The 13,313-nt window shown below is 56.3% G+C and carries 10 protein-coding genes; 5 read left to right on the top strand and 5 right to left on the bottom strand.

The features are described from left to right. Positions 1-119: 119 nt before the first annotated feature. Positions 120-554 (top strand): arylsulfotransferase family protein, encoded by a 435-nt coding sequence (locus EK373_RS32645; protein WP_232831454.1) that lies wholly within the window; start codon positions 120-122, stop codon positions 552-554. A gap of 209 nt (positions 555-763) precedes the next feature. Continuing rightward, positions 764-1,834, top strand: a complete 1,071-nt coding sequence (locus EK373_RS32655; protein ID WP_157994646.1) for a sulfotransferase — start codon at positions 764-766, stop codon at positions 1,832-1,834. Positions 1,835-2,315: 481 nt separating this feature from the next. On the opposite strand, the gene EK373_RS32660 is transcribed toward EK373_RS32655, so the two are convergent. Further along, positions 2,316-3,302, bottom strand: coding sequence for a lysylphosphatidylglycerol synthase transmembrane domain-containing protein (locus EK373_RS32660; protein ID WP_129649566.1), 987 nt, complete (start codon positions 3,300-3,302; stop codon positions 2,316-2,318). 256 nt (positions 3,303-3,558) lie between these two features. Next, a complete protein-coding gene (locus tag EK373_RS32665; RefSeq protein WP_129649567.1) occupies positions 3,559-5,241 on the bottom strand; it encodes a hypothetical protein in 1,683 nt (560 codons plus the stop codon). Positions 5,242-5,460: 219 nt separating this feature from the next. Here EK373_RS32665 and EK373_RS32670 point away from each other — a divergent pair, with 219 nt between their 5' ends. The 3 genes from EK373_RS32670 to EK373_RS32680 all read left to right on the top strand — a co-directional run bounded on the left by EK373_RS32670 (position 5,461) and on the right by EK373_RS32680 (position 9,084). After that, complete coding sequence (locus EK373_RS32670) at positions 5,461-6,492, top strand: glycosyltransferase family 2 protein (protein ID WP_129649568.1); 1,032 nt, start codon at positions 5,461-5,463, stop codon at positions 6,490-6,492. Between the two features lie 130 nt (positions 6,493-6,622). After that, positions 6,623-8,209 carry a GMC oxidoreductase gene (locus tag EK373_RS32675; RefSeq protein WP_129649569.1) on the top strand — a complete coding sequence of 529 codons (1,587 nt, stop codon included), beginning with the start codon at positions 6,623-6,625 and terminating at the stop codon, positions 8,207-8,209. Beyond that, positions 8,209-9,084 carry an NAD-dependent epimerase/dehydratase family protein gene (locus EK373_RS32680; protein ID WP_129649570.1) on the top strand — a complete coding sequence of 292 codons (876 nt, stop codon included), beginning with the start codon at positions 8,209-8,211 and terminating at the stop codon, positions 9,082-9,084. Before EK373_RS32675 ends, EK373_RS32680 begins: the two co-directional genes overlap by 1 nt. 147 nt (positions 9,085-9,231) lie before the next feature. Here the strand turns inward: EK373_RS32680 and EK373_RS32685 are convergent, their stop codons facing one another. The 3 genes from EK373_RS32685 to EK373_RS32695 all read right to left on the bottom strand — a co-directional run bounded on the left by EK373_RS32685 (position 9,232) and on the right by EK373_RS32695 (position 13,303). Continuing rightward, a complete protein-coding gene (locus EK373_RS32685; RefSeq protein WP_129649571.1) occupies positions 9,232-10,581 on the bottom strand; it encodes an NAD(P)/FAD-dependent oxidoreductase in 1,350 nt (449 codons plus the stop codon). Positions 10,582-11,083: 502 nt separating this feature from the next. Then, positions 11,084-11,926: an SDR family NAD(P)-dependent oxidoreductase gene (locus tag EK373_RS32690; RefSeq protein ID WP_157994647.1), complete on the bottom strand. Its 843-nt coding sequence runs from the start codon at positions 11,924-11,926 to the stop codon at positions 11,084-11,086. Between the two features lie 357 nt (positions 11,927-12,283). Beyond that, positions 12,284-13,303 (bottom strand): alpha-ketoacid dehydrogenase subunit beta, encoded by a 1,020-nt coding sequence (locus tag EK373_RS32695; RefSeq protein WP_129649573.1) that lies wholly within the window; start codon positions 13,301-13,303, stop codon positions 12,284-12,286. Positions 13,304-13,313: the final 10 nt, after the last annotated feature.

Below are 13,313 nucleotides of genomic sequence, written 5' to 3' on the forward strand. Positions count from 1 at the left end.
CTTCAAGATCGCAATGATCTGACTGTCCGTAAATCGGGATTTCTTCAAGGGAATCTCCTCGGTCAAGGTTACGAGAAAATTCCACTTCTGGCCTCACCTAATTTTCGGGAGGATTACCATTGAATCTCATCTTTGTGATCGACCCTGCCGCTATCAAAATCAAGTGGTGGCAATCTGGACCTTGGCGGCGGCAACATGACCCGGACTGGCAGCCGGATGGAACCATCACTGTCTACGATAACAGGATGGACCAGGTGTACAGCCGTATCGTTCGCGTTAACCCGTCTACTCGCGAGACACAGGTACTCTTTGACGGACAATCGCACGACTTCTACTCGCGAATTCGCGGGAAGCACCAGGTCACGGGCAGCGGCAACGTTCTAATGGCCATTCCACAGCAAGGCCGAGCCCTCGAGATCGATGCGCGAGGACGAGTCGTGTTCGAGATGATGAATATCAGTACCGATGGTCGACGGAAGAACTATCCGATTTCGGAGGTAATGTGGTTCTCTCAAGATCCGTTTCGCATGGCAAGCGCCCACTGTCAGAGTTAACGGGGTGCCTTTTACTCCTGCTACTGTTACCGATGAACGCCGCCCATGCCTACATTGGACCTGGATTGGGCGTTGGGGTTATAGCTGTAGTGTTAGGCATCGTCGCCTCGGTCTTCTTCTCGGTAGTGGGGATTCTCTGGTACCCCATAAAGAATTTCATGAGACGACGACGATCTGGTCGCCGGAGTTGACAGCCAGGTATGTCTCCCGTGGCTGTGTCTCCGTCAAGGCCCAACACCCGCGATTACGGCCTCCTGGACCGTCTGCTACACCGTCTGGCACTAGGATCATCGATCGTTGCAGAGGCGAGCTTCGACGCTGATCAAGCAGTCGCATGGCGGGGCCGACAGGCAGTCGATCTGAACAGGCACGTCTTTATCGCCGGACTGGCACGCGCCGGCACCACCTTCCTCATGAGAAGATTTCACTCAACCGACCAGTTTCGCTCTCTGACTTACCGTGATATGCCCTTCGTTCTTGCCCCCAACATATGGGGCCGAATATCCTCGATCTCTCGTCGAACAATCCAAAGCGTCCAGAGAGCACACAACGACGCCATAGCAGTTGACGCCGACAGTCCTGAGAGTCTTGACGAAGTATTCTGGCGAGTCTTTGCGGATCATGAGTACGTTTCTCCGCAAGAGTTGCGCCCCCATTTTCCCAGTGAAGAACTGGTCAAAAAGTATGTTCAGTACGTGAGCGCCATACTCGCTTCGCAGGCATTCCGCCCGAATCGATATCTTTCAAAGAACAATAACAACATCCTGCGGCTGCAGGCATTGCGAAGCGCATTCCCCAATGCGTTGATCCTGATTCCCGTCAGAGAGCCGTTGCAGCATGCGTACTCTTTACTGAAACAGCATCGCCATTTTTCCTCTATTCAGACAACGAATCCGTTCGTCCTCGACTATATGAACTGGCTCGCTCATCACGAATTTGGTCTTGGCCATCGTCCATTTGCTTTTCCACAGACTCAGCGATCAACGAACTATCCGCCGAACTGCCTCAATTACTGGCTAGAACGGTGGTGCGATACCTATACTTGGCTAGCTCAATCTAAGCCACACACTTCTCTCTTTGTGTTCTACGAACACCTTTGTGGGCAATCGCACTGGTGGATCAGACTCGCAAAACTTGCTGATATACCGGTGGCCGATTCATTCATAACTCCACCAACCTTAGTTCAGCACGTAATCTCCGATCTGTTTGATCCGGAACTGGCGCATTTTGCCTCGACGATATATGCACGCCTCATCAGATCTTCCCATATCGACTTCTGAGTGGCTCGCCCATTCTTATGTACTGAAAGTACCATCACGCACTCTGCCGTCCGTAGACACTTGCGCATCCTTTCGCGAGCGCCTCAGCTCGATTCCATGACTCTGGTGAGCCCGCCGATACAGGAACACGGACCGCCGAGCCAGGTTTGCCAGGTGCCAACAGCAGCTTACTGCGAACGTGGGTGAGCCAGCACCCGAAGCGGTCATCGAGGTTTTCCAGTAAATCGGCGCCGTCCGCGCAGTATCCCCAGTCGTTAATCACGATTAGTGAGGCTTTCGAAAGCGTCTTGAGAAACGTAACATCGCCGTGGGCCATAAGCAGCTCTCCATGAGCGCCGCACACGCCAGCACAACACCGACTTGCCTTGGCAACATGTTTGCTGAGCAAGGGCGCAGGCGATCCAAATCTGGTGCGCCCCTAAGCGACGCTGAGTATGCATACGGTGGCATGATGCACAGAATGCCGCCGACTTTCTCATACTCAGCTTAGCATCGAATCTCGGCGCATTCTTTGTTGCCGTAGAATCAAATAAAAACCGCCTCCGACGGTCGGTGGCAGCCATACAACAGCGTGAATCAAAAAGGCATAGACAGTGGCGTACGATACGTCATTGCCAAGCGCCGTCATTGCTCGTACCGTAAAGTAATCAAATGTTCCGACATAGCCCGGCGTGCTCGGTACTAACGTCGCCAACGCACTGACCGGTAGCGCGAGCCATCCGGCGTTTGGCTTCTCCAGCAACGGCAGCGACAACGCCGTCAACCAGAACGCGCCCCCCTCCGCAAGCCAAGCGGCCGCGGACCAGAGCACCAACACGAGCATGCGGCTACCACCAGCGAGATGCTTCAGTGTCGCCAGACTTCTGTCGACCTCGGCAATAATTTTTTGGCCCAAGCGAGGTGACAAACGAGCCGCGCAATTTCCTAAGCCGAGAACCAGGGGCTGCACGATCCCTGGGAAAATCAATACCGCCAGCACTAAGACGGCCATGGCGATAAGCACGATGCCGCTGACACCGACCAGACCGGTTGCATCGTTACCCAAAATTATCAATGCCGAGCCGAGCATGCCGAGAACAACCAACAAATCCAATAAACGCTCCACGAACACTGTTGCAAACACGACACCGGAAGTGGTGCCCAGTTTCGCATTGAATGCGATCGCGCGAAGAAGATCACCAACTCTGAACGGGAGGATATTATTGGCTGCGAAGCTCGCTAACAGCGGCCCGGCACAATCGCTCCATAGCAAAGTTGGATTGGCTCCAGCCAACATCAGACGCCACCGTTGTATGCGCAACCCGTAACCCAACATGAGCGCCATCAATGCTGCGGCGACATAGCTGAGATCTGCCCCGCCAAGCGCATTCTCGATATCGCTTAGTGCGACCTGCCGCAGCGTCAACCAGAGGAACAGCGCCGCCAGCGAAAGTCCAACGGCCAGCTGCAGTGATTTTCTCTGAGTCATGGATCACAGGCTTCCATTCTCTGCGCACTCCACGCATGCGCACGACGGCAACCGCGTGACCATCCTTAAACGAGGCTGAATAGAGAGCGCCTCAAGTTGCGGTCCTGCGCCTTCTGACGTGCACCATCGCTCGCGACTCAGCAGGTTGTCCAACACAGCCATTCCCCGATTGTTGCGCCTAAGAAGATCCCTTAGTGTCGCCGCGCCTTCTCAACTACATCCCAGCTTGACTGATGAGGCAGTAGCAGATTCACCGCTACGGTATCACGCATGAGCCTCCCAGAACTCTCGAGATCGAAACGCGGTAGCAATTATCTGGGTGCATTTGCCTCGCTTCGTCAACAATCAGAGGACTTTTCGGCACTGGCTTGTGTTTCTCTAACACTCCCCACCCGCATGGATACTCTGCCGCATCCCTGGCCAACTTCATACTCGCCATCGTGCCAGGAGCGGTGTTCGAACGGAGCGCCGCCGCGTTGAAGGCCGTCATGCTTTGCTGGAACTCGATGATTGCACTTCGGCTAAATGACGCGTACTCAAGCACCCCACCGAGCAGGTACGCCGCAAACAACGCGCGCGCCCACTGCAGATTGCCCGCCCGCCAAGACTCACCAATAACTGGCGCCCCAAGGTAGATTAGCGTGAAGATCGGGATTATGGACCCTCGCATACTATAATTTTCACTGTAGAAAACAAAGAATGTCGAAAGCAGATATAGCAACGAACCGACGAAAACCCACCGCATCGTCGAGTTCCGTCGCACTACACTGAACGCCGCAGCGGCGATCAAAGGCCCCAGCTCCAGGCCCAGAATCACCACAAAAGCACCGAACCCCAGCCATTTGTGATTCTGCAACAGAGGCGCGGCTAGAGCTCCGAATGGTTGCACCCCGACCCGTTCATTTCCCAAGAATATCCACCATAAGGGTATCGACAGGACACCGAAGACCAATGCGGCCACAGGTATGGCGGAGAATCTTCTGAACTTGATCAGATACCAGAGAGACAACGGGATCGCACCGAAAACCGAGAATGGCGACGAGAACAGCGCAGATAAGAGCAGCACCCCAACTAAAGCGTAGACTGCCACCCCGTCGGATTGCCGAAGAATGTACAGACAGAAAAGAACGCAGATGGCAGCGAGAAAGTGCTGCGACGTCCACATCGTAAGCGTGACGAAGTTCGAGTACTGCAAAACGAAGCCAAACTCACTCGCCCACCATTCGCTGTGCTCTGGAACGAAATTCAGGTTGGCAATCCAGAACAAAAAGTCAAAACCACCGTACAGGAGACAAACCACAATAAACGCACTGCGTGAGCGCCGATTCTCGAACAGCACCTTACCGGCATAGACCAACGCGTAAGAAATAAAGAAACAGTAGAGCAGCTTGGTGATCGCGAGCGCCTGCTTAACGGTACTTGCCACACCGGCGTGGTAAAGCACCGCACCTGGCATCCAGGGTGCGTAGTAGTAGGCAAGATATTCGCTGTTATCGTAGGTCGACCGTGGCGGAAAGGTTTCTGTGTGAATGATCGATGCCAGATTCGCGACGTGATATATGTCGTCCCCTAACGGTATTAATGAATAACCTATTGATCCTTCAAACAAGTAAGCCATGCGAGGCAAGAAGAAAATCAGAGCCAGAGCACAGCACCCAAAGTGCTCCCGGGAGTTCAGCACCGGGAAACCAATGCGACTAGCAATCATCAGCAGAGCCATCGCCACAATGGCAATTAGATAGATGGTCGGCGCGGCAGCGGTATGCGCCTCCATGAAGTTCATGATGGACATCGTCAGTACATTGGCGCCAAAAACGGACCCGAATAGTAACGGCATGAAGTTGACCGAAGATCTCCATTCGCCCATGACCGCCTTCCTGTAGATCAGACTTAACTTACGGTTCGTCATCACCCTGTCGCCGCCATCAGTGCTAACCATAGAAACATTCAAGAGGCGGTCAGTCCAAACAGGGTCCACGCGAATGCACCGCTACGGGCTACTGACCCAAGTCAGTCAAGAACGCTGTGACTGACCATTTTTGACGCGAGGCACCCTTCATGAGCCCGGCTCGCAGGCATCAAGGGTTCACCGCAAGATCATTCGCCATCCTGCCAATTTTTGCTGGTCGCAATGCGCCTGTTCGCTAGACTCAACCACATGAACGCGCAGACCTCAACACCTCTGTCGACGTGCCTCAAGCCTTCTGTAGCTGTGATCATTCCGTGTCACAACGAAGCCAATGCCATTGCTCGCGTGGTTCGAGATTTTCGATCAGCTCTTCCCGACGCGTCCATATTTGTCTATGACAATGTCTCTTCCGATGCGACATATGAGGTGGCGAAGTCTGCCGGCGCAATCGTTCACCGTGAATTTCGTCGAGGCAAAGGAAACGTTGTTCGCCGAATGTTCGCGGATATAGATGCAGATGTTCTGGTCATGGTCGACGGCGACGACACCTATGATGCATCGGCCGCTCCTACGCTGATCGAGCACCTGCTGAACAACTCACTCGACATGGTGAATGCAGCACGCGTTCCGTCGTCGACGGACGCCTATCGAAAGGGGCACCGGCTTGGAAACATCATTCTTACCGGAATCGTCTCGATGGTTTTCGGCAATCAGATCACTGACATGCTGTCCGGTTACCGAATATTCTCCCGACGGTTCGTGAAGTCATTCCCAGCCATTTCCAACGGCTTCGAGATCGAGACGGAGCTGACGGTCCATGCACTGGATCTTCATCTGCCGGTGGGCGAGATTCCGGTGCGCTACAAGGAACGCTGCGAAGGAACGAGCAGCAAATTGCACACTTACCGAGACGGCATTCTGATCTTGAGATTCATAGTTCATTTGATCAAACAAGAGAAGCCGCTTGAGTTCTTCGGTTGCGTCTTCCTCTTGCTCTCATTGATCTCTTTGGCCGTGGAGATTCCTGTGATCGTCACATTCATCGAAACGGGACTGGTCCCGCAAATCCCGTCCGCGGTTCTCGGCGTCGGCATTGGCCTGCTCGCGTCCCTGAGCCTGGTATGCGGACTCATCCTGGAGACCGTCACTCAGGGGCGGAACGAGGCAAAAAGAATGCACTACTTATCTCTTCCACCAGTAACACCTGCCCACAATGAAGGCACTGGCCATCGGGGCGCCGCGAACGCGACGACCGGGCGCATGCTGAACCTCCGAAGCTGAAGCACCAAGATATGGACACCGCAGCCAGGGATCCGCGCGAGTGGCGAGCCCCGAATCTCCGCGTTACGCAACGAGCGCTGCCTCAACACCAGCCCTCGATCGTTCCCTAGACCAGGGACGGTGTCACCACATGTATTACGTCATTGGCTCAGGCCCTGCAGGCATTGCCGCGGCAGCCGCATTGATTTCGGCAGGCAGCGAAGTGACGCTGCTGGACGTCGGTATTGAACTGGACGAGGAACGCGAGGTCCGCCGTCAGCGTATGGCAACGCGTGACGCGAGTGAGTGGACCGAGGAGGAGATCAGCTCGTCCCGGGCACACTTAGAGATCAATGGGGAACTCGAAGCCAAGCTGTGTCACGGCTCGGATCATGCATATAAGCCTGCGCCGTCGGCCACTCGCATCGATTATGGATCTCTTGCAGTTCGAAGCTCGGCGGCAAAAGGCGGGCTCAGCAACGTTTGGGGTGCGGCATTGCTTCCGTTTCACCAAAATGACACGCTCGACTGGCCAATAACAATGTCCGACCTGAGCGACTCCTACCGCGCTGTTCTCCAACTCATTCCAGTAGCAGGCATGCAGGATGATCTTCGTCGCCTGTTTCCACTTTATACAGAACGACTGCATCGTCCGAGAATCAGCGCACAGGCAGAGAGCCTGTTAGCAGATCTTACGCGTAACCGCGCTGAGCTATCTCGCTGTGGCGTCACCTTTGGGTCGGCTCGTTTGGCCGTTCGCTTTTCCGGCGCATCTCCATCGGATTCCTGCAACTTCTGCGGACACTGCATGCACGGCTGTCCAAGAGATCTCATATATTCGAGCCGACATACTCTTTCTGAGCTTCTTGCATCCGGCAAGCTAAAGTATGTTCCCAAGGTGGTGGCGCAAATGATATCCGAGCAGGGCTCACGCGTTACCGTTATGGCATCGGTGAATGGTTGTCCAGTCCAGTTCTCCGGGGAGCGGGTTTTTATCGGGGCAGGCGTCTTCAACTCGACAGCAATTCTCTTGCGCTCACTGGGATGGCACGACCGACCAGTTCAGATCTCAGACTCACAGTACTTTGTCTTCCCGTTATTGCGGGTCCGGGCCAGCTCGCATGTGGACAAAGAGCGCCTGCATACTCTCGCGCAGGTGTTTCTGGAGATCTTGGCTCCCGCGATCAGCCCCTACCTGGTTCACTTGCAGATCTACGGATTCAACGATCTGCTCGCCGACTTAGTCAAGCTCCGTCTGAAGGCGCTATGGAAATTCTTCCCTCGGGACGCTCTACTCGGTCGCTTGCTGGTCGTACAAGGATTCCTTCACTCTGGCCACTCAGGACACATCACGGCCACACTTAGACGCTCAGCCGAAGGAAGCGTTCTGCGCCTGGAGCCAGTTGAAAGTTCTGACGCGCGCGACCGCGTAGGGCGAGTCATCCAACACATGCGCCGGCTGTCTAAGTCCACGCGCGCGGTACCCCTTGCTTCCGCACTACGGATCATGCAGCCCGGGCGCAGTTTTCATTGTGGCGGTAGTTTTCCCATGTCCCGCAGCCCGCACGACGGTCAGACCGACATACTGGGCCGCCCATTCGGCTTGAACCGTACGCATGTAATCGACGCGACCGTCTTCCCCAGCATTCCCGCTACCACCATCACACAAACAGTTATGGCGAACGCTTATCGGATCGCCTCACAATCCGTTGGACTCGATCAATTTCATCAAGTGTGATGTCTGACACTCCCGTAGTTGCCGTTACTGGTGCGAATGGCTACGTCGGCTCGATTATCTGTCGGGCGTTAACCTCGCACGCACATATCATCCCGTTGGTGCGTGTCCCAAGACGTCCGGGCGAAGAAGCCTGGTCATTTGGCGCCAGTGAGGACATGGTTGCAGGGCTTCTGAGTAGAAATGGTGTAACACACATCGTCCATGCAGCGTGGGATATGAAGCGCAGCGATCTGACTCATCTAAAGCAGACGTGCGTTGCGGGTACGGAACGCCTCGTTGTAGCGGCCAGAATGCTTGGCATCTCGAATTTCATACTTATCTCCTCGATGAGCGCATTCTCCGGCACGAGATCCGCGTACGGCCAATCAAAGCTCCTCGCCGAGCAAGGAGTCTTTGACGGTGGCGGTACCGTGCTGCGGCTGGGCCTGGTGTGGGGCGATAGCCCCGGTGGCGTGTTCGGCAGCCTGTCCACGTTTGCCAGCCGTCTGCCAATAGTCCCAATCATTGTAGGTGGCGCAGGTATGCAGTTTCTGCTGCATGAACGCTCGCTTACCACTGCGATCATTCGCGCGGTTCAGGGCGACTTCGCAGGTGAGCAGCGAGCGATAACGTTGGCCCACCCGATGCCGATCGCTCTTTCCAAACTGTTGCGGGCGCTAGTAGCTGCCAAGGGTCGTAGGGCGATATTTGTACCAGTTCCATGGCATGCACCCTACCTCGTTCTGCGCTGTGCTGAGCGGCTGCATGTTCCCCTCAAGCTGCGCAGCGACAATCTACTGGGCTTTATTTATCAGGATACTCAGCCTGACTTCACACCACTCGCCAAATACAGGATTGATATGGAGCCATTTCCCCCCGGTGCCGATCTGGGTTGATCGACGATCCTGGAGCATCACCGGAATGGCGCGACCCAACTAGAGCTTCGCTGAAGTGCATGAGCGGTCCATCTTCTAGCTGGAAACCCGGCGGCTATGCCTGACGATGGTTCGCTACGATGTCCGGCGACGACAAGACAGGCTAGCTCATTCAGCGGCCTCGCAGTCCACCGCGGAGGAGCAGGACCGGGAGTGGAGCGCCGCTGCTGCCAGCCGCAAACCCAGCTTTCTGCCCTCGCGAATCGCGTAGTTCGTGCCTCGGTCCTCCGGATAGATCTGCGCCATGGAGCAAATGTGAAGTCCAGGAAACGGCGTGTCCACAGACGGTACAACCTTGCTGTAGTTCCGGCCGACAACCGGTTGCGACCACCGCGCACGCCATAGATGGTGGGCTTGAATCCATTCGCGTCTCAGCTCAGGAAACATTGCTTGCATGAACGGCAGGGCATAGGCAAGCACTTCCTCCGCGGTCATCGAAAATAGACGATCCGTGTGCGGCAAGTACTTGGACAGGTACACGATATGCCTGCCGCCGTACGTCTCGGGCCGTTGAAAGTTCGTGTGTTCGATTATTCCGACAAAGGGGAAGCTCGGGTCGTTCACGTTCAGCCAATAGGTGCTCGATAATGGCCGGTCCAGTTCCAGAACCAGACACACGTTTCCGATGTACTGAATAACCTCGAGGCTACGTACATACTGATCATCCGCCCAACCTCGAATCATGTCCGCTATCAGCGGCAACGCCGTCGTCACCACGACACAATCAGAACGCACTTCGCCGCCTGACGCCGTGACTCTCCAGCCGCTGCCAACTGGCTCGATGCTCGAGACACGCGAGCCGAGGACAATCTTGCCGCCCTGCCGCCTGATATGCGTCGCGAGCGCTTCGGCCAGACAGACGAACCCTCCCCTAAAATACGCCAGCCGCTCCCCGCCGCCCTTGCCCCGACTGCCGCCCCGCAGCTTGAGCTTGTTCCAGAACCACACTGCCGAGATCTGCCCCGCATACGGACCAAACTTTCCTTTCAGCAGCGGCTGCCATACGACACGAAATACATTCTCACCGCCGAGCTCGCGCAGCCAGTCCTCCGCCACCTTGCTTTCGATCGCCATCCAGTCCTTGATACGTCGCGCTCGTAACGCGAGAAGTCCCAGACGAATTCGATCGGTGAACGATAGCGGCGAGAACCTCAGCAAGTCCAACGGACTGGAAAGCTTAAAGAACTTATTCGCATAGTAAACCCCGGTATTGGTCGGATTGATCTCGACATGATCACTCATGCCCAGTTCATCGATCAGACGCATCACATGAACGTCGTTGGTGAACCAGTGGTGATAGAAGCGATCCAGTTTTTCCCCACCCACCTCGAACGCTGCCGCCAGTCCACCCACTTCCCGTTCGGCTTCCACTACTACGACGTCTACTCCGCTTCTGGCCAGCTCGTAAGCCACCGAGAGACCTGAGAAGCCACCGCCCACGACAGTTACCTGTGTCATGCCGACATCGTCCTCCGTCTCGACTCTGCACCGCCGCGTACGAGAATCGGCCCGACCAGCAGATGCACACCACCGGCTACAGTCAGTCCAGCCAGGCCCGGCTCATCCAGGCTGAAGAGCGCTGCGCGAGCCCAGTATTCGAGGGATGACTAGCAGATCCAGCAGTCGCTCCGCACGTACCGTTGCTACCACAATACCCTTAGGTGCGCCGAGCCTGTCGCTAACTGCAAAAGAGCGCATCGCATCGAGGGGCGTGAACGGCCAACATTGTTCGCTGCCATCACGTGCATCTCCTCCGCCATCCGTGAAATCATCGCAAATCCGGCCACTCGAATTGAGTTCGGTTGCTCCGAATTATTGTCTGTCATTTAGTAGGGCATTGAAGATCCTGTCGTTGTAACAAAGGCCTCGAAGCAACAGTCTTCGCGTCCGACGCTGGATTGTTGGCATCGGCCTCAGCCGGGGATCCGGTTACGCACCTGACTGCGTGGATCAGCTCCGACTAGAGCGGATCTTGTTCCCGCCCCGCTTCTTCCTGTTTTGGGCTGATTCGTGCTGGCACGGCTCGATGCAACGGGTGCAAGTAAGTACTGAGGGTATGCCCGCCATCGACCAGTAGATCGAGCCCGGTCACCAAGTCCGACGCCGCCGAGGCCAGGAAAAGAACCGCTCCATACATAGCACTATATGGAATGAGGCTCCCCATAGGAGTGACCTCGCGCATGCGCGCGCGCCATTCCGGATCAACGGGATTGCCATGGGTGAGCATCCAACCCGGGCTAATACAATTGACATTTATATTGTAGGAACCCCATTCGACAGCAAGTGTCCTCGTGAGATGAATTACCGCCGCTTTCGACGCGTTGTAGGCGCAGTTACCAGCGGCGATGCGGCCGTACATCGATGCGATGTTAATGATCTTACCGCCGCAGGGTTCCTGGCCCATCATCTGTTTGGCTTGGGCTTGAGCGCACCAGAACACTCCCGCCAGGTTGATGTCGATCATCTGATCCCAGTGTACTGAATCCATTTCCAGCGCGCTCTGCGCGATACCTCCTCCGGCGTTGTTCACTGCGATGTCCAGGCGCCCAAAGCGGCGAGCGACTTCGGCCTGCATCTCGTGTATCTGGCGAGGGTCCGCAACGTCGCATTTGATGAAGAAAGAATCCACGCCCATTTGCCTCAGAGATTCGCAGGTGCGCTCCCCTCGCTCGGCATTTCGGCCGGCCAGCGCGACGTCGACACCTGAGCTGGCTAACGCGACGGCGCAAGCACGACCGACCCCGATCGCACCACCTGTGACCAAGGCCTTCCTCCCGCTAACATCAAAAAGGTCTCGATACATAGATTGCCTCGAGTTGATCTGCCCCAGTTGCCGACGCGTGGACGATGCTGAGTCGTGTGGAACGGTAGAGCTGGTGATGGCCACTACATACTGTAGCAGGCGCTTCTCATCAATCGGCGGTTGAACGAGACGTCCTGATGGGGACATACAGCGCGTTGCGAGCCGCAGCAGGCCAAGCGACCGAGGCGGCACCACGCCGCAACGTGCGGTAGGTGACAGTCACCGGAAGGTTTTATTCCGAGCGATGCGAGTGACGCGATTACTGCTCCCACGACTTGAACCCGCAGATACGTAAGCAGCGCCGTCGTGGCTCCGGCGCAATCACGCCCGACGCAAGACTGCTCAGATTCATTTGCTTCAACGAAGCGCGGCGGGAAGGGGGGCTGGGGCGCACGCAGCCGTGGGGTTTCGACGTGAGTAGTTGCAAGTCGCTCGCACGGCTGCAGCAATACCCTCCGCAGTGGGATACATAACTCCTTCGAGTTGCGGACTAAAGGGCACTGGCACATCCGGCGCCGTCAGTCGTTGTACGGGCGCTCTCAGGTATGCGAACGCCTCCTCTGAGACCAGAGCGGCGATCTCCGATGCCACGCTGCACATCCCAGGAGCGGGATCGACCACCACCAGACGACCGGTCTTCCGGACGGACTGGACAATGGCGCCCCGGTCCAGTGGCACAAGCGTGCGTGGATCGATGACCTCGACGGAGATACTTTCATGCTCAAGCACCCTGGCCGCTTGCAGGCTGCGATCAACGCAGCCCGCGATCGCAACGACAGTAACATCCGATCCTACGCGCTTAGTATCGGCCGCACCGAACGGAACCTGGTACTCGTGGTCCGGCACTTCGCCGCTCACCTCTCCCAGCGCTGCATCTTCGAAACAGAGCACTGGGTTGTTGTCGTCGATGGCGGTTTTGAGTAAACCCTTGATGTCATACGGCGTCGTGGGCACAATTATCTTCAACCCCGGAATCTGCGCAAATATCCCCCAAGGCCGGTCCGAGTGATGTGCGGCGAGTCCCGCACCATAGGCCACGGACGATCGCACAACGATCGGCACGCTCGCCTGCCCGCCGAACATGTAACGGCTCTTCGCCGCCTGGTTCACGATCTGATCCATCGCTGAGTAGAGAAATGTGGAGAAAGCGGCCTCTATGACGGGACGCATGCCGGTCAGGGCGGCGCCGATGCCGGCACCGATGAAACCGGCTTCGCTGATGGGCGTGTCCCGGATTCTCTCCGGACCGAACTCCTGCAGCACATCGGAATAGTAGAACCCCTGCACATCCTCGCCCATCACGAAAACGTGAGGATCTCTGCGCATGGCAGCGACGATCGCGCTCTTCGCCGCTTCCAGGTAAGTTATCTGAGGCATTCTCGAAGTC

Origin of the sequence: Peristeroidobacter agariperforans, from assembly GCF_004138335.1 — a bacterium.
GTDB classification, from domain to species: domain Bacteria; phylum Pseudomonadota; class Gammaproteobacteria; order Steroidobacterales; family Steroidobacteraceae; genus Steroidobacter; species Steroidobacter agariperforans.